The sequence below is a fragment of the Acinetobacter sp. V116_7 genome, assembly GCF_056735735.1.
This window is the reverse complement of sequence record NZ_JBWZIF010000014.1, coordinates 195,544-216,960: the sequence shown is the minus strand read 5'-3', so window position 1 is coordinate 216,960 and position 21,417 is coordinate 195,544. Positions and strand designations below refer to the sequence as shown.

The window sequence follows — 21,417 nt, the reverse complement described above, 5'->3', positions numbered from 1 at the left end:
TTTTATAATGCTATGGAGGCATAAATATATATAATTCAACAAATAATTCAATTGTGAAAACCTTTAGGTTTATTTGTAGAGAAAGATTTTAGTGAATATTTTAATAGCGAATGATGACGGTGTTTTTGCGCCAGGTATACAGGCTTTAGCTGAAGCATTAAAACCGCTTGGACGTGTGGTTGTGGTTGCACCAGAAAGTGAAAGAAGTGGTTTTTCAAGTGCATTAACATTGGATCGACCATTGCGCCCAATTCAAATTGCCGAAGATGTATGGGCAGTGAATGGTACGCCAGCAGATTGCGTTTATTTGTCTATGAATGGTTTGTTTGATTTCGAATTTGACTTGGTCGTAAGTGGAATCAACAGTGGCGCGAATTTAGGTGATGATGTTTTATATTCTGGAACAGTTGGTGCTGCATTTGAAGGGCGTTTAATGAAGCAACCTGCAATTGCTGTTTCTTTAGCTGGTCCTGATGTACGCGCTTATAATGTTAAAGAAGATTATGCTCAGGCTGCACAGTGGGTACATGATTTTATTGCAAGCGGTTTACCAGCTTTGCCTCCACGACACATCTTTAATATCAATATTCCTGATGTGCCAAAGTTAAAAGGAGCACAAATTACGTATCAGGGACGTCGTGCGCAATCTAAACCTATTACCAGCCATGTCGACCCAAGAGGACGCCAAGTTTACTGGATTGGATTAGCAGGTGAGGCGGTTACAGATCCGGAGCGTGTTTCAAGCCAGATTCAATCAGATTTCTTTGCGGTAGCAAACGGTTATGTCAGTGTTACACCTATTCAAATGGATGCTACAAATTACGCCGTTTTAGAAGACCTTCAGGTCAGTTTGAGTCAATAATTAAGCTCGAATGTTATAACTTTGTGAATAAAGAAAAAGAGGAACGTGTTTCCTCTTACTTTTTTGGTACTCTTAGCCGAAATGATTTGTAGCATTTAGTGAGGGAGATCAATGCATTTAATTGGGCAACAAAACAGAGTGCATATCCAAAAAGACAAAATAATGAAAATTATGTTGTTGTCTGCGGTTGTAGGTTTTACCGTAGCTATGGCAGGTTGTGCTTCTAAACCACAAATTAATAATAGTTCTCGCTATGCAATGGCTCCTAACTATTACACAGTTCGTTCAGGTGATACTTTAAGTGGTATCGCAATGCGTTATGGTCTGGACTACATCAGTATTGCCGAAATGAATGATATTCCTGCGCCATATCGTATTTATGTCAATCAATCATTACGTTTGAAGAAAGGTTCTTCACCAAGAACGGTATCTACACAAGTCATGGCACAGCCTGAGCAAATCAAGCGTCAAACGATTGCTTTGCCAACTACACAGCCTGTTGCTCCAGTAACACAGCCGTCTACTGTACCGTCAACGAATACGACAGTGGCATCAGTTGCACCAAATTCGAGCTTACGTTGGATAAAACCGACGAATGGACCAGTGATTCAAGGGTTTAATTTGGCAAATAATGTCAAGGGAATCCGTTATGGTGGAAATCAGGGTGACCCTATTTATGCTGCAGCCGATGGTCAAGTTGTCTATGCAGCTGATGGCTTAAAAGAATACGGAAATCTGGTTTTAATTAAGCATATTGACGGATATATCAGTGCGTATGCCCACAATAGCAAGATGTTTGTGAAAAGCGGTGATAATATAACTGCTGGACAAAAAATTGCCGAAATGGGATCTACTGGTGCATCTCAAGTCATGCTCGAGTTCCAGATTCGTTTGGATGGAAAACCGATTAATCCTATAAATCTTTTACCAAAATAGCTAATGCAAAAAACTTAGGTTTCCTCGTATAATGTAATTGGTTGCTTTCATTACAACAATAAGCATTTTTTATAAATTTAAAATTAGATTCGAGGAAACCTATGTTAGATCAGCTTCGTGCGATGGGTGTTTTCGCTTGTGTGGTTGAAAAAAGTTCATTTAGTGGTGCGGCACGTGAATTAGGAATTACAACAAGTGCGGTGAGTCAACAGATACGCTCGCTTGAGCATGAAATGGATGTAACTCTATTACATCGCTCCACTCGTAAACTTAGTTTGACAGAAGCCGGACAGGCTTTTTTTTCAAGCTGTCAAGAGATGTTGGCGGCTGCTGAAAGGGGAAAAATCCGAATTAATGAATTGAGGGATGACTTAATCGGGGATTTGCGTATTGCGACAACTCCTGATTTGGCGGTTCAACACCTCATTCCTGCATTATCTCACTGGATGTCGGCTCATCGCGGTTTATCTGTGCATTTCGAAGTTGGGCATCGTTATATCGATTTAATTGAAGAGCGAATTGATATTGCGGTTCGCATGAGCTCTACTCCTGTGGAAGAGAGCAGCTCGATCATTCCGTTGGCTTTTGTAGATCAGATTTTGATTGCTTCTCCTAGTTATCTCAATCAGTCTAGTCCAATTGTGCATCCTAATGATTTAAGAGATCATGAATTGTTGTCGATTAATGTCATGAATGACTCACGCCATTTCAATTTTCAACATGTAAAAACAGGTGAAACGCTCAATATTGAAATGCAAAGCCGTTTGCAGAGCAATAATTTACAAGTTGCAAAAGCGTTATGCCAGCAAGGGCATGGTATTGCACGAATTTTATATTTGGATGCTCAGAAAGAACTAAAAAATGGTTCTTTGATTGAACTCATGCCTGATTGGAAATTACCAACGTTTACATTGTATGCAGAAGTTGCCAAGCATGATCAACAACCAATGAAAATTCAACGTTGTGTTGAAGCACTTAAACAATATTTTAGCCAGTTAGCAGGAGGACGAGCGATTCAGATCGTTCGTTAATTTTGCCAGTCTAAACGTAAAAAGGGCCTGTATTTTACAGGCCCTTTTTTATTACTTCTGTTTTAATGTAGCGACTTCTTCTGCATTTTCTTGTGGCAGATCGTCAGCTGTAAGTTCTTCATGCTTCTTAATTTTTTTCTTATTTTTCTTTTTCTTTTTTGGCTCTTCTTCAATTTCAGCACCATCTTCAATGGCTTGCCAATATTCAAGTTGTTCCATTACTGCCGCATAAATTGAATTTTTGCTGTATTTACCCTTCTTATCGAGCGTACCGACCGGACGAGCCATCAAAATTTCAAGTGCTTGATCAATCGTATCAATTGCATGGATATGGAATTGACCGCTGCGAACTGCATCAATAACATCTTGACGTAACATCAAATGCTGCATGTTTTGGCGAGGAATAATGACACCTTGCTTACCTGTCAGACCTTGTAGCTTACATGCATCATAAAACCCTTCAATTTTTGCATTTACGCCGCCAATAGGTTGAACTTGTCCTAATTGGTTCATCGAGCCGGTAATTGCCCATGATTGATCAATTGGTATTTGGCTAATTGCAGAAATCAACGCTGAAAGCTCAGCAACAGTTGCACTATCGCCATCAACTTGACCATAGCTCTGTTCGAATGCAAGCGCAGCGGAGAAGTGTAAAATCTGTTCACGACCAAAGTGAGCTTTCAAGAAGCTAGACATCAGCAGCACACCTTTCGCATGAAGTGAGCCACCAAGTTCTACACTACGTTCAATATCAAGAATATCACCGCCACCTTGATAAACAGATGCCGTTAAACGTGAAGGTAAACCAAATTCAACATCCGCATAATGAATGACGGAGAGGGCATTGATCTGACCTAAACGGTATCCCGATGTTTCGATTAATTGTGTACCACGTGAAAGATCTTGCCAGTAAAGTTCTCTTAAATAGCCTAAGCGATATTGGCGATGTTGCAATGCAAGATTAATGTGCTGGTCAGTTACCAGTTTCTCATTCGCTTTAAATGCATGATGATGTGCTTCGCGAATAAGATCGCCTAAGGTTGAAGCATGTAACGACAGTGAACTTTGGTCTTCAGCTTGACGACTAGAGTCAGTAAGTAACGCTGCTAAAGCACTACGATCAAACGGAAGCAATTTATCCGCTTGTACGTAGTCAGCAATGAGCTGCATGTAGGCTTGTTCATTTTCGTCATTACGTTGTAATGTATCAGTAAAATCTGCACGAATTTTAAATACACTACCAAGCTCTGGTTCTACTTCTAAAATTTCATAATAAATTTCAGGTTCTGCCATAAGAACCACTTTAATATCAAGTGGAACCGCGGCAGGTTCTATCGAGATAGAGCCTGTTAACGTCAGCATATGTTCAAGAGAAGATAACTTGAGTTGGCCTGATTTTAAGGCACGCTTTAAACCTTGCCATGCATAAGGCTGTTCGAGTAATTGCTCGGCCTCAAGCATTAAAAAACCACCATTTGCTTGATGTAGAGCACCTGGACGAATGAGAGTGAAATCCGTAGTAATTGTGCCGTTATGAGTGAGCTGTTCAACGTGGCCGAGTAAATTATAGTGCGTTGGAAAGTCTTCAAAAATAACAGGAGCGCCGCTATTTGGTTTATTTGCAACAATCACATTGGCTTGATAACGTGCTGGAACACGATTGAACATTGATGGAGTAAAATCATCTTCATCTTGTTCTAAGATCAGTTCAACATTATCAATAATATCTTGCGCATATTGTTTTAAATAATCTTCAAGTCCTTTCACTTGACCATATTTATTTAAAATAAGCTCCATTCTTGGCATAACAACTTGCGTTGCAATATCCCGATTTAACACAGACACTTTGTCACGTGCATCATCTTCTAAATCACCTAAATGTAGACCAAGGCGATCCAGCTTTTTATCCATATAGCGAATATTGGCCGCAATTTCAGCGCGTTGCTTACTATTTAATGCATCAATATCTGTTTGGGTAAGTTCTTGAACCTGATCATCTTTGACTTGTACAGGAACAAAACCGTGTTTCTCATTACGAGAAATGAGTTTTAAGTCGAGTTCTTCGCCTTCTTTGGTTAGTTCAACAAGCGCTTGTTGTTGTACATCACCTGTTTCCTGACGGATACGTTCAATACGATTGTGATAAGTCTCTGCACTAAAACGGCGTTCAAGTTGCTTTAAAATAATTTGCCAAGTTTGGTCGTGTGCTTGTTGAAACTTAGTTCCTTGACCTGCTGGAAAGCGTAGGGCAATAGGTTGACGTGCTTGTTTGAAATTATAGACATACACCCAGTCATCAGGCGTTGGCATTGTTTTGGCATGCTGCTGTAACAAACGTTTAATCATGGTACGTTTGCCTAAACCAGCAGTTCCTACTGCAAAAATGTTATAGCCTGAGTAGGGTAAAGAAATTCCTGCCTCTACAGATGCTTTGGCACGATCTTGACCTAAAAAATTATTAAGAGGTTTGATGCGTTTAGTTGAAGCTGGAATTTTTTCAAAATCTGGAATATGTGTAAGTTGTTCAGGTTTTAAAACGGTTTTATCTAAGGTCATTTTTATATCAGGTTGCTCAAAAGCTGAAGGAAATGCATTTACTGTGACGTTTGTGGTGGTTGTTTTAGCGAGTGATAAAGTTGAAATAGTCACTTGATCAAGTTTTTGTGTCACTGTTGATATCCAGCAAAAGAAAACGAAGGTTGAAGCCTAAAGGTATACAGGTTTAGCATAAAATATCAAGCAAACTTGCGGTTTTTATCGCCAAAACAAAAATGTTTGCATAAAGAATCTTGAAAGCAATTGTAAGAAGGGTTTGAATAGGCACATTTATAATTTATGGAAAATAAAAAACGAATGACCACACAAGCTTCGGGTTGGGTCTCGGCTTTTAAAGCGTTTTTAGATCGCCGTGCATTAATTATGCTGTTTCTGGGTTTTTCTGCCGGAATTCCAATTTTATTAATTTTCTCTAGTCTCTCTTTATGGCTTGGAGAGGCGGGCATTGATAAAAGTGCAGTCACTTTTTTTAGTTGGGCGGCTCTAGGTTACTCTTTTAAGTTCGTTTGGGCTCCTCTTATTGATGAATTACCTGTACCGATCTTAACTAAAATGTTAGGACGAAGACGAGCTTGGTTGTTAATTGCACAGTGTTTGATCGTTCTTGCTATTTGTATTATGGCTTTCTCTGACCCGGCTTTAGGTCAGAGTTATCTGGTTCAAATGGCAGTGGGTGCAGTATTACTTGGTTTTTCAGCAGCAACACAAGATATCGTAATTGATGCCTATCGTATTGAACTAGCAGAAACAGAAATGCAAACCGTGTTGGCATCTACCTATAATGCTGGTTATCGAATCGGAATGATTGTGGCTGGAGCGGGGGCATTATTTTTAGCTGCACACTTAGGGACTGCTAAAGGTAATTACATTTACGAAGCTTGGAAAATGACTTACTTAACCATGGCAGCGGTTATGTTAGTCGGTATTGTAACGACTTTGCTCGTTCGTGAACCTCAGGTAAATCGAGTCTATAAAAACTATAAGAGTAGTGATTATTACCGCTTAGTTTTTGTATTTTTTATTGCTGTTATTTCATTTGTAGTCACCTATATTTATTCTGGGCAGATTACAGATGCAATCTCACAAGCTGGAAATATAAAAGACAACGCAGCATTATTTGGTTTAGAAGCTTTAAGATTTTTAACGGCTACAGCTTGCGCCATTTTTGTGGGTTATTTACTGGTTAAATTTGGTGTAGTTAATCAGCAAATGGCGAAAGAAACGTGGATTGCACCTATTTTAGATTTCTTTAAACGTTATGGTGTCAAACTTGCATTAGTCTTATTACTTCTCATTGGTTTTTTCCGTATTTCAGACATTATTGCTGGTGTCATTTCCAATGTGTTTTATCAGGATCTGAACTTTAGCAAAGAAGAAATTGCCGAAGCAGTCAAAATCTATGGTGTGTTATTCAGTTTAGTTGGTGGATTCTTAGGGGGACTTTTAGCACAGCGCATAAACATTATGAAGCTGATGTTTGTGGGTGCGGTGTTAGCAAGTTCTACTAATCTCATTTTTATTGGGCTCGTAAAATCTGGTCAGCCATTAGATATGGTTGATGTAAAAGTTGGTGGTCAAAGCTATCAAGTTAAACCAGATGAAGTGGGTTTATGGAAATTAGAAGTTCCAAGCTCTGCTTTTAGTGGAACAAAACAAATTGAAGTAAAAGCTGCTTATGCTGAACAAAATACTGTGCCGCCTGTAGTGCGTACTCAGCCGTTACTGACAACTGAATTGGCAAAATCACCTCTACAAATTTTACCTGTTATGGGAAATGATCAGGTTTCATTAAAAGATGGAGAGGGAAGTGTTGTTGTTCGAGGCCAATACTTTGGGCAAGCTTTAACTCCTGCACAAAAAATCATAATTAGTCTTGATGGGCAAAATTTTGATGCAAAAATGACTGATCAAAAAGGTGTTTTTAGTACGACCATCGATGCGAAAAAATTAGTGGCATCGACCAGTAAAGAGCTTAAGGTCGCTGTAGTAGAGGGCGAACAGAAAATACTTTCTGCATCTCATCCATATGCAGTGAGTGAGAATCTAAAAGCGACAAGTGAATTAGATGTGAATATTGAGCCGCTCCCTTACATCGATCCTCTTTCTGGCCAAACAGTTGAAGTCAGCGGTAAGGTAATTAAACCATATAGTTCTTTATGGCTCTATTTTGCCATTATTGTCGACAACTTAGCTTCTGGCTTGGCTGGAGCAGCATTTATTGCATTCCTTTCAAGTTTAACGAGTGTGTCATTTACAGCTGTTCAATATGCGATCTTTAGTTCACTCATGACGCTCACACCAAAACTTTTGGGTGGATATTCAGGTACCATAGTGAGTAATATTGGCTATCCAAAGTTCTTTTTGATGACCACTCTTATTGGTATTCCAATCTTGATTTTAGTGGTTTGGGTTGGAAAGCTTTTAAAAGATCATCAAACTCATGAATCAGAAAAGGCAGGTGAATAAACATGCGAATGCTTCATACAATGTTGCGAGTAGGCAATTTAGAACAATCTTTAAAGTTCTATACCGAAGTATTAGGAATGAAGTTACTTCGTAAGCGTGATTATGAAGAAGGGCGCTTTACACTGGCATTTGTTGGTTACGGTGATGAAGAAACCAATACTGTGCTTGAGCTTACACATAACTGGGATACATCAAGTTATGAGTTAGGCAATGCCTATGGACATATTGCGATTGGTGTTGACGATGCCTATAAAGCATGTGAAGAAATTAAAGCACGTGGTGGCAAAGTTGTGCGTGAAGCGGGCCCAATGAAAGGCGGTGTTACCGTTATCGCGTTTGTTGAAGATCCAGATGGTTATAAAATCGAGTTGATTCAACAAGATGCTAATGCGACAAATAACTAAAAATTGACTATGACGCTTTAAGATTTAGGTCTTAAAAGTCTAGCTTTATTTTTTTAGCCCAGTATGATGAACGCTTGACCAGATGGTCAATTTATCAACTGGGTTTTTTATTATCTAAAATAATCATAGGATGTGGCTATGTTGAAGTTATTGGCACTTGATCGATTTACAATTTTGTTAGTTGGAATGGTACTGCTAGCAACATTTTTTCCAGTCAGTGGTCAAGCAGCGCAATATTTCAATACACTGACTACTGTCGCGATTGCAATTTTATTCTTTTTGCATGGTGCAAAGCTGTCTCGCGAGGCTGTAATTGAAGGCGTTTTGCATTGGAAAATGCATTTACTAGTCTTCGCATTTACTTTTTTTATTTTCCCTGTGCTGGGTTTGTTAGCTAAACCGATTCTGTTACCTCTACTCGGCCAGCAGCTGTACTGGGGTTTTCTGTTTATGTGCTTTTTACCCTCTACAGTTCAATCTTCTATTGCATTTACATCAGTTGCAAAAGGGAATGTGGCTGGAGCGGTTTGTAGCGCATCTTTTTCCAATTTGATTGGTATGTTTATTACACCAGTGTTGGTGAGCTTTTTTATTATAGGCCAAAGCCAACATGGGTTCGATCCGACTGCTTCAATTATACAAATTACATTGTTGCTGTTAGTGCCATTTATTTTAGGGCAAATATTACGTCCTTATATTTTTCCTTATATGGCAAAAGTTCCAAGTATTGTTAAAGCATTCGATCAAGGCTCGATTTTGATGGTAGTGTATGGCGCATTCAGTGGGGCAGTCGTTGCAGGTCTTTGGCATCAGGTAAACTGGAAAACCTTGCTTATTTTGGTGGTTGCTTGTTCAGTTCTTTTAACAGTCATTATGTTATTAGCACTGTATCTACCTCGCGCTTTTGGATTTAACCGAGCAGATCAAGTCACGGTTTTCTTTTGTAGTTCAAAAAAGACGTTGGCAAGTGGTGTGCCGATGGCGCAAATCTTATTTATTGGTCAGCCTTTAGGTATGATTGTGTTGCCTATTATGATCTTTCACCAAATCCAATTAATGGTTTGCGGAGTAATTGCAAATTACTGGGCTAAATCTAAAGATTAATTCGCAAATAAAAATTATTTGGCGTATAATCTTGTCCACTTGTTGTGCTTAGCTCTAACCCTAGAGGTTTCGGTGGGCCAAAAGAATGGTCTGTTGTGGTGTTGATCTGCTCATTTTGAGCTTTCCTCGATTTATATTGAGAGTGATCAATTGCGATGACAGCTTAAGCCTTTCTACAATTAGGAGTAATCGACGATGCGCGCCGATATTCACCCAAAATATGAAAAATTAGTTGCAACTTGTTCTTGCGGTAACGTAATCGAAACTCGTTCTGCTTTAGGTAAAGAAACTATCTACCTTGACGTATGTTCAGCTTGCCACCCTTTCTACACTGGTAAGCAAAAGAATGTAGACACTGGTGGTCGTATCGACAAATTCAAACAACGTTTCTCTGGTATGTCTCGCTCTATCAAGCGTTAATACTGAAAAACGAAACAAAAAACGGGCTTTATGCCCGTTTTTTGTTTATGAACGACAAGACCATTATTGGTCTTGTACGTCTGTTAATCGATCAAGTCTTTTTTGGAAATAACGACCTTGTAAGAAACGTGCTTCCACATTCCAAGCATTAGCAAATAAGTTCATATCATTAAGATCGGCAAGTAAAATCCCAACAGGTTTTACAGTCAAATAATTTAGAATCTTTTCTTGTAATTGCGCTAAACCAGCATCTGAGTTTAATAGCTCTGTCTTCTTCGATTGCAATTTTAAATATTGAACATCAAGTTGTTGCAATATCGATTCACTATACATAGAAGATGTGAAATCCCGAATTGAAATTTCTGCGCCATGTTGACGTAGGCGGGCTATAAGTTGCTGTGCAATTGCAAGGTGTGGCTGAATCGCTTGCTCTGAAAATTGTAAAATCAACGGGCTTTCTTGCTTACTACCAATAATGGTGAGTAATTTCGAAATGAGTTCAGGGGCTGATTTATCTTTGAGTAAGATATCAATATTTAAGTTAATAATCAGCTTGGCTTTCGGGTACTGCGTAATGAAATTATGTAGCTGCTTGCAAGCCTCGACCAAAATCCAACGGTCTAATTGAATCGAAAGTTCACTATCATCTCGCAATGCGGCTAAATCATTTAAATCATGCCACTGTTCATCTGCAATAAAACCACTCGTCACTTCGTAGTTATGGGTTTCTTGATCATGCTTATCATAAATCTGCTGATATTTTAAATGAATTTCACCCCGTGCCAGCTGTTGCTTTAACTGCTGCAATAACGGTGAAGGCATTGGAGCATCAACATCTTGAAGGCTTAAATCAAGTGACAGAGACGAGCTGATCGGTTCAGAAGGGATAATATCGATTGTTGGCGTTAGCTCAATTTCTGGCTTGGCTTTAGGTAAGGCTTGCTGATTTGTTTGATCAAGAAGCTTTGCAAAGCTAGCTTCATTTAATGGTTCTGTAATTTGCGCATAACTCAGTTTGAATTGTACTGAGTAATTAAGTTCATTAACCGTTAATAAATGCTCTTTTTGCAAACTTTGCAGACTAGCCAATTGGGAGTTAAGGACTGTACTGTTTTCGGCTTGCAAAACGCCAAGATAGGCTCCAAGTTCAAGATTGAAAATCGGCATTTGAGCCTGTTCTTTCAGGAAACTTTGCAGCTGATTAAAATATTGTCCGGGTGTTTGCCAGTCTAGTTGAAACACTCGTTCTGGGCACTGATTTAGTCTGAATAAAACCAATGCATTCGCTTGAGCAGGGTGTGTTGATAGTTGTCGATTAATTTGTGGCCAAGGCGCAGTGGATCCGTAACTTTTTTCAGCAAAAGCTATATTGGCAGGTGTTTGTAAATCCAGTTGATAGTCAATGGTTAACTGTACCGCGTCTTCTTCCTGACTCGGAATAAATTCAAGTTTTAAAGCATTATTACCTGAAATTGCTGCATGTTGACTCTGGATTTCAAAACGAGCCTGATCAAATTGACCTAATGAAATCTTCTTAAATCTTTGTTTAAAAATATTTAAATCATTGGGTTGTAAAACATCTAAGATGGGTAGGCCGATAATCTCTTCTTCTTGCTTAAAGCCAAAAAGGTTGAGGTATTCTGTATTTGCCTTAACGTGCATGCCTTCTTGAAAGAGGGCAACTGCTTTATGACTGTTATTAACCAATGTTTGTGTATGAGAATGAATAGTCTCTAGTTCACTGGTCAGGCGTTGCTCAGTTTGCAATAAATGGCTATACGACAAGGTTCGAATAAGCGTGATATAAAAATAATCTAATGGTTCTAATGGAACTACATCATAAATACCTTTATGAATATAAGCCTGATATTGCTGAGGTTGATAGTCTTCAGGTTGCAATAACAAAACAGGTAAATGTGGCTGCTCAGATGCTTGAATAAGGGAGAGGGTTTGTTCAATCTTTAGGTCATAAGCACGACCAAAAATAATAGCATCCCAAGGCGTATTTAACTGTTTTTCAAAACTTTTTAGGTCATCAAGCAATAATGCCTGAACTTGATAATCATTCCCCAATAATAAATTTAAAATCTGGTTATAACGTAGCTGGTTGTCATCAATAATGAGTAAACGTGTTTCAGTACGTTTTAACTTTTTAGATAATAAAGAGTTTCTCACTTTAGTGCTTCCCATAAATCTTGACTGCTAGAGTTGCTATTCTTTTTCATCATGAACTGATCAAGCAGATTTTGTTGCTGCTCATTCAGAAGTTCGAAATGAAATTGAATAAAACTTTGAGTAATGAGTTGTGCTTTGAGTAGATACACTTTGATTTCTTCTGTCCCCAATCGTAAATGAATTGTTTGTTGCTCTCTAAAAATTTGTGACCCCGGTAAAATCAACGTATTTTGTATTTCTTCTAGATTTTGTGTTTGTAGTAATAGTGCAGGATGATAATTGCGTGTATGACGCTCAGCTTGAATATGCACTGCACAAGGGAACATCGCCTGTGACAAAATCTCTAGACCTAACTCTAGGGATTTTTCTGTCGACTGTTTAATCCAGCGGATTACGCCACCGCGCCATTGTCCATGCAAAGTTTCTTTAACTAAAATATATTCACCGGTTCTTAGATTTTTCGGTGCTTCCCCAGACCATTTAATACGATATCCATTGACACTAATATCGAGAACAGTGGTTTGATAAATGGTTTTGCTTTCACGACTTAAGCGTTGATAAGATGTCGTTTGTTGTTCTTTTTTCTCTAAATTGGATAAAACTTTAGACTCACTTTGTAAGTTGTAATTATTGTTAAGCTGTAGTGTTTCTTCAAAGTTTTTTGCTTTCGCTAGATAGAAGTGAGCTGTACTTAAACCGAAACAAATTTGTAGTTCGGCATTGTACTCATAACGTTCGTGACGACGTTGAGCTGTTGTACCCAAAATCGTTTGAACATGAAACTTTAAAGCTGGGCTTAAATAAAACTTTTCATTTTTAGAAATATATTGCGCATTTTTATGCATGGTTGCAGTGACATGCTCAAGTAAAGCTTGTGTGCCTATAAAAATGCTTGGACTAAAATTAGAGCTGCGTTTTGTGTTATAGACTGGCGGATGGTCTTTACTTGGGTCAACCACATATTTGGTTAATGCTGTATCTTTCGGCAAAATTTGAATCATTCTTGCCCAGTCAAAACTACATTGAAATAAGGCCTGAATTTCTGATTGGCGAATCTGGTTCGTATTTAAAATATCGAGCAAAATTAGCTGAGCATAAGCTTGGGTAATATTTGCTAGAGGGTGGTGGATACCCTGAATATGATTAATATTGATGAGATGATATTTGTGTTGAACAGCGGTTTCGTAGAGCTGATGTGCAACCAGCCACTGTCCTTTAAGAGGCTCACTATAGAGCATATGCTGCTGATATAAGAGACTCGTTAATTGTTGTAGTGCATGAAAAGTTGATAAGGTACGTGCCGTTTGCAAATTCTTTTTTTGCTTATAGGCAAATAGAGAAAACTTTTGATGCTGTAATTGCCCATGACTATTTTGTGCAATATTTAAATAAATACTGGCGAAATAGCAACGCAGCAACATCGCTAACTCAATAATATGTTCGTTACGGTCTGTACTAATCACACCTTGGTTAAAAAAGTTTTTTTCTAGACTCGCAAGAACGTTATTAATGGTGGGATGAAGCGTTTGTATAAGATCAAAACGTAAGGTTTCACTACATTTTAATTCATTGAGCTCTAAAATGGCGGTGAATAATGCTTTTGACGTATCGCCGAGTTGCATAATAGAAAGGGTAGTGACCCATTCATTAAGATCTTTAATATTGGCTTCACAAAAGCTTAACCGTTCACGAGTGAGTTCGGTTTGATTGTGAAAAATGTCCGATAGTGCATTATTCATCATCACTTATTATATAACTCAAAATGTTGTTGCCCCAAAAAGCGGTGTTTTATTCTTTTCGCCCGCAATTTCCCTGACGAGTTTAGGAACCAAATACCCCGGTAGGTTCGCTAACACATCACGATATATATCATCTATCTCAGATGGTATTAAATCAAAATGTTGTGCACCTTTTACTTTATCTAAAACATGTAAGTAATAAGGCATAACGCGGGCTTCAAATAAACGATAACTTAAATCAATTAATGTCTGTGCAGAATCATTAACACCTTTAAGCAATACTGCCTGATTAAGTACAGTAATGTGCTCGGCAGATAACTGCAACAATTTTGAACAGGTAAAGTCATCGAGTTCAGAAGCGTGGTTTGAGTGTACCACCAGAACTATACGCAGCCTACTGTTTTTTAATAAAGAAATCAGCTCTTCGTCGATCCGATTTGGAATCACAATTGGAACTCGTGAATGAATTCTCAGAATCTTAATTTGTTTGAGAGATGATAAACGTTCTAGCCAAAGTGCGAATTTACGGTTAGAAAGCGTAAGAGGGTCTCCACCACTTAAAATGATTTCATTAATGTGCGGATTCGCTTCAATGTAATTTTTAATATTTAACCAATCATCATTTTTCGGTAAATTTTCTTGATAGGGAAAATGACGACGGAAACAATAACGGCAATGTACGGCACAAGCACCCGTCAAAGTCAGTAAAAAACGTGATTTATATTTATGTAATACACCGGGTAATTGATTTGCTGCTTCTTCACCCAAAGGGTCTGTTACAAATTCAGGATGTTCTTCAAGTTCTAAATGATGAGGTAAAACCTGTAGCAAAAGCGGGTCAAAAGGGTTTTTAGCGTTCATTTTTCCGACGAACGCGCGAGGAACACGCAATTTAAACTGTTCAGAAGCCAGAATCGCACCTGATAATAGCTGATCAGAGGATAACTCGAGTAGGCTTAGCAACTCTGAAGGATCAGTAATAAGGTCACTCAGTTGTGATTGCCAGTTTTGCTCTTGGTATAAATAGTTTATCATTTGACACGATTAAGATAATGCAACAACGCATTATATCGCATAGTTGACTTGTTAAGTTTGGAGTGTGCCTTTCATGGCCTATTATTCTACAAATGATTTTAAAGCAGGCCTTAAGGTTATGCTTGATGGTAACCCATGTTCAATCATGGAAAACGAATATGTAAAACCAGGTAAAGGTCAAGCGTTCAACCGTGTAAAATTACGTAACCTTAAAACTGGTAAAGTATTAGAAAAAACTTTCAAATCAGGTGACTCTTTAGAAGCTGCTGATATTGTTGAAGTTGAAATGGAATACCTATACAACGATGGTGAAATGTGGAATTTCATGGATCCTGTATCTTTTGAGCAAATCGCTGCAGACAAAACTGCAATGGGCGATGCTGCAAAATGGTTAAAAGACGATTCAAATGAAAAATGTACGATTATGTTGTTCAACGGCGTACCTTTAACAGTAAACCCACCGAACTTCGTTGTATTAAAAATTGTTGAAACTGATCCAGGCGTACGCGGTGATACATCTGGCGGTGGCGGTAAACCAGCTAAGCTTGAAACAGGTGCGGTTGTTCGTGTTCCGTTATTTGTTCAGCAAGAAGAAAGCGTTCGTGTAGATACTCGTACTGGCGATTATTTAGAGCGTGCATAATAGTTAAAAAATACACTATTATCGAAGGGATGATGTAAATCATCCCTTTTTTTATGCGAAAGTATAAGAGGAAAAAAATTAAAGGAGGAGTACAGTCACAAGGATTTGATAGAACAGTACATAACAATATAAAAATGCTGTAGTTATTTATTGAGAGGTTAAGAATGGACACAATGCAAGCGAAATCTACGCTTCCCTCCAAGCTGGTCTGGAGCCTAGTGGCAATTATAGGTGCAATTTCTTTTGGGATGCTGGCACTCAGTCGTGGTGAACATGTTAATGCGGTTTGGCTTGTACTTGCTGCAGCATGTGTATATAGCATCGCATATCGATTTTATAGTCTATTTATTGCAACTAAAGTATTTGAATTAAACCCAAGACGTTTAACCCCAGCCCACCGTTTAGCCGATGGTCTGGATTATGTTCCCACCAATAAATATGTACTTTTTGGTCACCACTTCGCTGCAATTGCAGGAGCGGGGCCATTAGTCGGACCAATTTTGGCTGCACAAATGGGTTTTTTACCAGGGACAATCTGGCTACTGGTCGGTGTGGTTGTCGCAGGTGCAGTCCAAGACTTTTTAGTTTTATTTATTTCAACGCGTCGAGACGGTCGTTCGCTTGGTGAAATGGCAAAACAGGAACTGGGTTCTTTTGCTGGTATCGTTGTAATGCTTGGTGCGCTTGGGGTAATGATTATTATCCTTGCAGTATTGGCTTTAGTTGTGGTTAAAGCACTTGCCCATAGTCCATGGGGTGTTTTTACCATTGCAGCGACGATTCCAATTGCATTATTTATGGGCGTTTACATGCGTTTTATTCGCCCGGGACGTATTGCTGAAGTTTCGATTATTGGCTTCGTCTTAATGATGCTTGCAATTGTTTACGGTGGACATGTTGCAGCAGATCCTTACTGGGGTGAATTTTTCACCTTAACAGGAACACAGCTGACATGGTGCTTAATCATTTATGGTTTTGTCGCATCAGTCTTACCTGTCTGGTTATTGTTAGCACCACGTGATTATCTATCAACATTCCTTAAAATTGGTGTCATTCTCGGTTTAGCAGTCGGCATTATCATTGCATTACCTGAACTGAAAATGCCTGCAGTGACTCATTTTATTGACGGTACTGGCCCTGTTTTCTCGGGTAGCTTATTCCCATTCCTATTTATTACCATTGCCTGTGGTGCGATTTCTGGTTTCCATGCGCTTGTATCAAGTGGTACAACACCAAAACTCGTCGATAACGAAGCAGATATTCGTGTGATTGGTTATGGCGGTATGCTCATGGAATCATTCGTCGGTATTATGGCGATGATCTGTGCAACTGTCTTAGATCCGGGCGTGTACTTTGCAATTAATGCACCTGCGGCTGTACTGGGTACAACTGTAGAAACTGCGGCAGAAGCTGTGCGTAATTTAGGTTTTGTCGTTACTCCTGAAATGTTAACGGTGTTGGCTCAGGAAGTCGGAGAGTCTTCGATTTTATCGCGTACGGGTGGTGCGCCTACCTTTGCGATTGGTATGGCACATATCATTTCGGAAATTTTCAATAGCCGTTCAATGATGGCGTTCTGGTATCACTTTGCGATTTTATTTGAAGCATTATTCATTTTAACTGCTGTAGATGCGGGTACTCGTGCTTGTCGTTTCATGGTGCAAGACACGGTTGGTATTGTTATTCCAGCAGTTAAAGCATCAGGTTCATTCTTTGGTAACTTGGTCGGTACTGCGGTTGCAGTCGGTGGATGGGGCTTCTTCGTCTATCAAGGTGTGATTGATCCACTCGGTGGTGTTAACTCCTTATGGCCTTTATTTGGTGTTGGTAACCAAATGTTGGCTTCAATGGCACTCATTTTGGGTACAGTCATTTTGTTTAAAATGAAAAAAGAAAAATATGTATGGGTGACGATCATCCCAACAATTTTCTTATTCATCACCTGTATGACTGCGGGCTGGCAAAAGATTTTCCACGAAAATCCTAAGATTGGTTTCTTGGCACAAGCGCATAAGTTCTCTGACGCGATTGCTCGTGGTGAAATATTAAAACCAGCTAAAAGTATTGCTGAAATGCAAAACATTGTGATGTCTAATCAGATTAATGCTGCGCTTTGTGGCTTCTTTATGATTGTTTCGATTGTCATGATTATTGCTTCGATTGGTATTGTGCGCCGTGCTTTAGCAAGCCCTAAACCAACAGTAAATGAAGCGCCAGCTGTATATGCTGATCCGGAAGTGGCCACCCCACGAGGAGAGTAATGATGAATTTTAAATTTGCAAAAAATGGAACTGTCATTATTGCGAAAATCATCAAAATGACGGTGCTCTCACAAAAAGAGCTGTTGCTTTCTCCAAAGAACTGGTCGCGTATTGCAACCTTATGGCAGCGTTTACAGCAAAGCTTTCGGCTGATGGTCGGGGTTCCAGACTATCAGACTTATGTTGAGCACATGAAAGCTCATCATCCTGATTTAACCCCTATGGATGCAAAGACTTTCTATCGTCATTGTGTCGATGCGCGTTATCCATCGGCAGGCGGTACTTTAAAGAAATGTCCTTGTTAAGTTGAGCTTGATATTCAGCTAAACAAAACGGTATGTGGTTAAACCATGTACCGTTTTTCTTTTTTTGGAAATGAAAAAAGGTTGCTTAAAGTCTGCTCATTTGTATTTCTTTCAATTGAAAATCACTTGTTTTGCTTTTGAAAAATGAATATGATGCTTTCCATTCTAGGTGTATAGCTCAGTTGGTTAGAGCGCTACGTTGACATCGTAGAGGTCTCCAGTTCGAGTCTGGATATACCTACCAAGATATTAAAATCATATGAACTTGCATAGCTTTATATGATTTAAAAAAGCCCTAAATTATAATGATTTAGGGCTTTTTTATTGCTTTATATAAACTAACATAAACTCATATAGCAGACAGATTCTTGTATCATCGTGTGTATCATGATTCAATTACTGAACTCATGATACAAGCTTGTTTGCCATAATTTGTATGAAAAGAACCGCAATTAAGAAAAGACCTTTATCTGATACGACTTTGGCCAGCCTTGAGCCAGAAGATAAAGACTATAGAGAACTGGATAGTAATGGTCTGTATTTCCTCGTACAAAAGAAAGGAAATAAATCTTGGCAATTAAGATATAAAAAGCCTGATGGCAAATGGTCATGGATGGGGTTAGGAGCTTATCCAGCTATTAGTGGAGCATTAGCTAGAAAGAAGGCAAATGAAATATTAAATAAGCTCTCTAATGGCGAGATGATACAAACTAAGGCAGATATAAAAAAACAGGCTACTGAGCAAAAAGCGCTGCTATTAAAAAATCTAATGTATGACTGGTTAAATACTAAAGAGCCAAATTGGGGATTTGATACTTTTGATAAGGCGAAGAAGTCTATCGAAAGGCACATTATTCCTAAATTTGGAAATAGAGACTTTACTAGTATTTCACCTAAAGAATGGTTTGATTTCTTCCAAAGTCTACAGCGTGATTTAGGTATTTATACTCAAACGGAAAAGCTGACGTCTTATTGTCGTAATGCATATGATTGGGCAAAGTTCCAAGAGAAAATAAAATTTAATCCGTTAGAAGGCATAACAAAGCATCTTGATAAAAATCAGGGTGGGAATATGAAGTTTGTCGATATTGATGAGTTTCCTGCTTTGATTAGAGCTATCAGAAGTTATCCTAAACGGGATAAATCAATTGGTTTGGAATTATTTGCTTTATTGTTTCCACGTCCTATCGAATTAAGATATGCCACTTGGGATCAATTTGATCTTGATAAAGCTGTGTGGATTAAGCCGGCTGTAATCATGAAAAAAGATATTCCTCAAGCTGTACCTTTACCACGTCAGGCCATAGTCCTTTTAAAAGAATTATTAACTTATAAAACTGAATCTAATTTTCTTTTCCCTGGTAGAGGAAGCTTAAGCGAACCTGTTTCAGACAATACCTTTAATACAGCATTGAATCGATTGGGATATAAAGATAGACAAAATCCCCATGGCTTTAGACACATTGCTAGTACTCAGCTAAACAATAGATTTAGTGATAAAGAGCAGGTAGTAGAAGCCACACTGGCGCATTTAAAGAAAGGTGTTAAAGGTGTGTATGACAAAGGAGCTCATTTTGAGGAACGAATAGGGATGATGCAGTGGTGGGCAGATGAAATTGACAGACTTATTTGTGCGCCTTAATTTGTCGCTTAACTTCAACTCATATGTATTTATATAGTTGAATATACTCTATATTTAGTTTGCTAGGTCTAGGTTTGCTCCCGAAAGTTGAATACCTAATTCGATTGGCTTAGCTATTTTTATTGGGATGCTATGGGAAGGTATACGTGACCATAAAACATGATGATTTAGAACATGAAATGATTCGCTACTTAAAAGAAATATACAATTCTGATAGTGGATTATTGAATGATCTTTTTAATCTTTTTGATTCGATAGGTATTCAAGATATGCAATTATTACATGAATGTATGATTAATATCTGTAAAAATAAAATGACCCCTCAAGTGGTAAGCGTTTTTGAAAAAAATGAGAATGAAATTATAAAAAAAATTAAAGATGCATCTAAAATAAAAATGGAAGATTCTGCTTATATTTCTTTAGCCGATGCTTATATGACTTATCAAGCATGTTTCTATATTTTTGATAAAGAAATATTACCAACGGATGAAGATATAAACTTTGCAATAGAGTCGTTTGATAGAATTTATAGCATGATAGGAAGAATTTATTCCCACATAGTAAATGACTCTAATGTTTTTGGAAAAATACAATCATTAGGCGGAAAAAGCAGAGCAAAAAAATATGATTCTTATAAAAGTGAAATTTTTAGAGAATGGGAGCAAGGTACCTTCCACAGCTATTCTAAATGTGCGAGAGATTTTTCTAACAAATTTAATCTAAATCCAAAAACAATAGAACTATGGCTATCAAAAAAATATAGCAAATCTTAAAAGTCACCCAAAATGGAAGCACAATACCCATTGTTCTAGCATAATGGGTATTATGCTAGAACAAATATTTTTCAATATAAAAATCATAAACATACTAGCTCCACAATATAGACCTATGTGGAGCTAAATAAATGCAACCAATTCGAGTTACGTATAACCAAGCATGTGAGTTATTGAGTATTAAACGTAATGCTTTGCGCGAACTCACTATAAATGATCCAACTTTCCCTAAAGCTTATAAAGCCGGTACGACTCGCCAGGCACCAGTCTATTTTGATTATGCACAACTAATTGAATGGCATAACAAGCAAATCAAAAGCCAAACCAATGCAGAATTGGAGGCTTAACTCATGAATCAATTAGTTAATCCATCAATTCTTAAAATGACTAGTTTGGAAATTTCTGAGCTGGTTCAATCTGAGCATAGAAATGTAAAAGTCTCAATTGAGAGACTTATGCAAAAAGGTGTTATTCGAAATACTCCAATGACGAATTTCGAAAGAATCAATAACTTAGGGTTTAATTCAAAAGTTGGTGTATATGTTTTTGAAGGTGAGCAAGGCAAACGAGATAGCATTATTGTTGTTGCTCAGCTTTGCCCTGAGTTCACGGCGAGTTTAGTCGATCGCTGGCAAGAACTTGAATATAAAGTTAAGGATGAGGTGGTGGTAGATATTTCTAACCCTCATGCTTTACGCCGAGCTCTTTTGGACTATACAGAGCAAGTAATTCATCTTGAAACTCAGAATCAGTCTTTAGAAAAAACCATCGACACCATTACTCAAACACCTGCAGGCGTGAAGTTTCAGCAAGCATGCAAAATCTTAAATATTAAAAGAGAAGTATTGGCCAACTGGTTACGCAAACATGGATGGGATCGCAAGCTTAACGGAGTACGTGCTTCAACTTACTATAGTCAGGAGCGTGGTTATTGCGAAACCAAGTATGAAGAAGTGGCTCGGATTCGACCTAATGGTGATCCATATACCTTTACTAAAATAGAGTTCTTCATCCTTCCTAAAGGTATGAATGTTCTAGCTAAATATTTTGGTAAGGGGGCTTAAG

Annotated in this window: 18 protein-coding genes and 1 tRNA gene; 15 read left to right on the top strand and 4 right to left on the bottom strand. The window is 38.2% G+C overall.

What is annotated here, in order from left to right:
• Positions 1-91 precede the first annotated feature (91 nt).
• From surE to AC1PJP_RS05595, 3 genes are all read left to right on the top strand, one after another.
• Positions 92-862 (top strand): 5'/3'-nucleotidase SurE, encoded by a 771-nt coding sequence (gene surE, locus AC1PJP_RS05605; protein WP_005307288.1) that lies wholly within the window; start codon positions 92-94, stop codon positions 860-862.
• A 111-nt stretch (positions 863-973) separates the two neighbouring features.
• Positions 974-1,798 (top strand): peptidoglycan DD-metalloendopeptidase family protein, encoded by an 825-nt coding sequence (locus tag AC1PJP_RS05600; protein WP_151766906.1) that lies wholly within the window; start codon positions 974-976, stop codon positions 1,796-1,798.
• A 101-nt stretch (positions 1,799-1,899) separates the two neighbouring features.
• Positions 1,900-2,829 carry a LysR family transcriptional regulator gene (locus AC1PJP_RS05595; RefSeq protein WP_004790899.1) on the top strand — a complete coding sequence of 310 codons (930 nt, stop codon included), beginning with the start codon at positions 1,900-1,902 and terminating at the stop codon, positions 2,827-2,829.
• Between the two features lie 51 nt (positions 2,830-2,880).
• On the opposite strand, the gene AC1PJP_RS05590 is transcribed toward AC1PJP_RS05595, so the two are convergent.
• Entirely contained in the window at positions 2,881-5,499 is a 2,619-nt protein-coding gene (locus AC1PJP_RS05590) for a Lon protease family protein (RefSeq protein ID WP_107882809.1), read from the bottom strand.
• A gap of 165 nt (positions 5,500-5,664) precedes the next feature.
• Between AC1PJP_RS05590 and AC1PJP_RS05585 the strand changes: the two genes are divergently transcribed.
• The 4 genes from AC1PJP_RS05585 to rpmE all read left to right on the top strand — a co-directional run bounded on the left by AC1PJP_RS05585 (position 5,665) and on the right by rpmE (position 9,779).
• Positions 5,665-7,851, top strand: a complete 2,187-nt coding sequence (locus tag AC1PJP_RS05585) for an AmpG family muropeptide MFS transporter (protein WP_479766633.1) — start codon at positions 5,665-5,667, stop codon at positions 7,849-7,851.
• Between the two features lie 2 nt (positions 7,852-7,853).
• Positions 7,854-8,255 carry a lactoylglutathione lyase gene (gloA, locus tag AC1PJP_RS05580; RefSeq protein ID WP_005307276.1) on the top strand — a complete coding sequence of 134 codons (402 nt, stop codon included), beginning with the start codon at positions 7,854-7,856 and terminating at the stop codon, positions 8,253-8,255.
• A gap of 132 nt (positions 8,256-8,387) precedes the next feature.
• Positions 8,388-9,359 (top strand): bile acid:sodium symporter family protein, encoded by a 972-nt coding sequence (locus AC1PJP_RS05575; RefSeq protein WP_479766632.1) that lies wholly within the window; start codon positions 8,388-8,390, stop codon positions 9,357-9,359.
• 195 nt (positions 9,360-9,554) lie between these two features.
• The gene (gene rpmE / locus AC1PJP_RS05570; protein ID WP_004652835.1) at positions 9,555-9,779 is read left to right on the top strand and encodes a 50S ribosomal protein L31; all 225 of its coding nucleotides are present in this window, start codon (positions 9,555-9,557) and stop codon (positions 9,777-9,779) included.
• A 63-nt stretch (positions 9,780-9,842) separates the two neighbouring features.
• Here the strand turns inward: rpmE and AC1PJP_RS05565 are convergent, their stop codons facing one another.
• The 3 genes from AC1PJP_RS05565 to epmB are packed head-to-tail and all read right to left on the bottom strand — an operon-like array spanning position 9,843 to position 14,728.
• Positions 9,843-11,954, bottom strand: a complete 2,112-nt coding sequence (locus AC1PJP_RS05565; RefSeq protein ID WP_479766631.1) for an EAL domain-containing protein — start codon at positions 11,952-11,954, stop codon at positions 9,843-9,845.
• Positions 11,951-13,696, bottom strand: a complete 1,746-nt coding sequence (locus AC1PJP_RS05560; protein WP_023274156.1) for a hypothetical protein — start codon at positions 13,694-13,696, stop codon at positions 11,951-11,953. Before AC1PJP_RS05560 ends, AC1PJP_RS05565 begins: the two co-directional genes overlap by 4 nt.
• A gap of 15 nt (positions 13,697-13,711) precedes the next feature.
• Entirely contained in the window at positions 13,712-14,728 is a 1,017-nt protein-coding gene (epmB, locus tag AC1PJP_RS05555) for an EF-P beta-lysylation protein EpmB (protein ID WP_005307267.1), read from the bottom strand.
• A 73-nt stretch (positions 14,729-14,801) separates the two neighbouring features.
• On the opposite strand from epmB, the gene efp reads away from it, so the two are divergent.
• From efp to AC1PJP_RS05515, 8 genes are all read left to right on the top strand, one after another.
• Positions 14,802-15,371 carry an elongation factor P gene (efp, locus tag AC1PJP_RS05550; protein ID WP_004790907.1) on the top strand — a complete coding sequence of 190 codons (570 nt, stop codon included), beginning with the start codon at positions 14,802-14,804 and terminating at the stop codon, positions 15,369-15,371.
• 164 nt (positions 15,372-15,535) lie between these two features.
• On the top strand, positions 15,536-17,632 hold the full coding sequence (locus AC1PJP_RS05545; protein ID WP_479766630.1) for a carbon starvation CstA family protein: 2,097 nt from the start codon (positions 15,536-15,538) through the stop codon (positions 17,630-17,632).
• Entirely contained in the window at positions 17,632-17,937 is a 306-nt protein-coding gene (locus AC1PJP_RS05540) for a YbdD/YjiX family protein (RefSeq protein ID WP_004790909.1), read from the top strand. Before AC1PJP_RS05545 ends, AC1PJP_RS05540 begins: the two co-directional genes overlap by 1 nt.
• Before the next feature lie 167 nt (positions 17,938-18,104).
• Positions 18,105-18,181: transfer RNA gene (locus AC1PJP_RS05535), tRNA-Val, on the top strand.
• A gap of 192 nt (positions 18,182-18,373) precedes the next feature.
• Positions 18,374-19,579, top strand: a complete 1,206-nt coding sequence (locus AC1PJP_RS05530; RefSeq protein WP_479766629.1) for a tyrosine-type recombinase/integrase — start codon at positions 18,374-18,376, stop codon at positions 19,577-19,579.
• Between the two features lie 146 nt (positions 19,580-19,725).
• Entirely contained in the window at positions 19,726-20,352 is a 627-nt protein-coding gene (locus tag AC1PJP_RS05525) for a hypothetical protein (RefSeq protein WP_045125803.1), read from the top strand.
• Between the two features lie 131 nt (positions 20,353-20,483).
• Positions 20,484-20,699 (top strand): transcriptional regulator, encoded by a 216-nt coding sequence (locus AC1PJP_RS05520; protein ID WP_416701748.1) that lies wholly within the window; start codon positions 20,484-20,486, stop codon positions 20,697-20,699.
• Between the two features lie 3 nt (positions 20,700-20,702).
• Positions 20,703-21,416: a phage antirepressor KilAC domain-containing protein gene (locus tag AC1PJP_RS05515; RefSeq protein ID WP_416701751.1), complete on the top strand. Its 714-nt coding sequence runs from the start codon at positions 20,703-20,705 to the stop codon at positions 21,414-21,416.
• Position 21,417: the final 1 nt, after the last annotated feature.

Coding starts and splice junctions, on each gene's coding strand:
- AC1PJP_RS05600 (WP_151766906.1), top strand. CDS start 974: ATGCATTTAATTGGGCAACAAAACAGAGTGCATATCCAAAAAGACAAA.
- AC1PJP_RS05595 (WP_004790899.1), top strand. CDS start 1,900: ATGTTAGATCAGCTTCGTGCGATGGGTGTTTTCGCTTGTGTGGTTGAA.
- AC1PJP_RS05585 (WP_479766633.1), top strand. CDS start 5,665: ATGGAAAATAAAAAACGAATGACCACACAAGCTTCGGGTTGGGTCTCG.
- gloA (WP_005307276.1), top strand. CDS start 7,854: ATGCGAATGCTTCATACAATGTTGCGAGTAGGCAATTTAGAACAATCT.
- rpmE (WP_004652835.1), top strand. CDS start 9,555: ATGCGCGCCGATATTCACCCAAAATATGAAAAATTAGTTGCAACTTGT.
- AC1PJP_RS05560 (WP_023274156.1), bottom strand. CDS start 13,696: ATGATGAATAATGCACTATCGGACATTTTTCACAATCAAACCGAACTC.
- epmB (WP_005307267.1), bottom strand. CDS start 14,728: ATGATAAACTATTTATACCAAGAGCAAAACTGGCAATCACAACTGAGT.
- efp (WP_004790907.1), top strand. CDS start 14,802: ATGGCCTATTATTCTACAAATGATTTTAAAGCAGGCCTTAAGGTTATG.
- AC1PJP_RS05545 (WP_479766630.1), top strand. CDS start 15,536: ATGGACACAATGCAAGCGAAATCTACGCTTCCCTCCAAGCTGGTCTGG.
- AC1PJP_RS05540 (WP_004790909.1), top strand. CDS start 17,632: ATGATGAATTTTAAATTTGCAAAAAATGGAACTGTCATTATTGCGAAA.
- AC1PJP_RS05530 (WP_479766629.1), top strand. CDS start 18,374: ATGAAAAGAACCGCAATTAAGAAAAGACCTTTATCTGATACGACTTTG.
- AC1PJP_RS05520 (WP_416701748.1), top strand. CDS start 20,484: ATGCAACCAATTCGAGTTACGTATAACCAAGCATGTGAGTTATTGAGT.
- AC1PJP_RS05515 (WP_416701751.1), top strand. CDS start 20,703: ATGAATCAATTAGTTAATCCATCAATTCTTAAAATGACTAGTTTGGAA.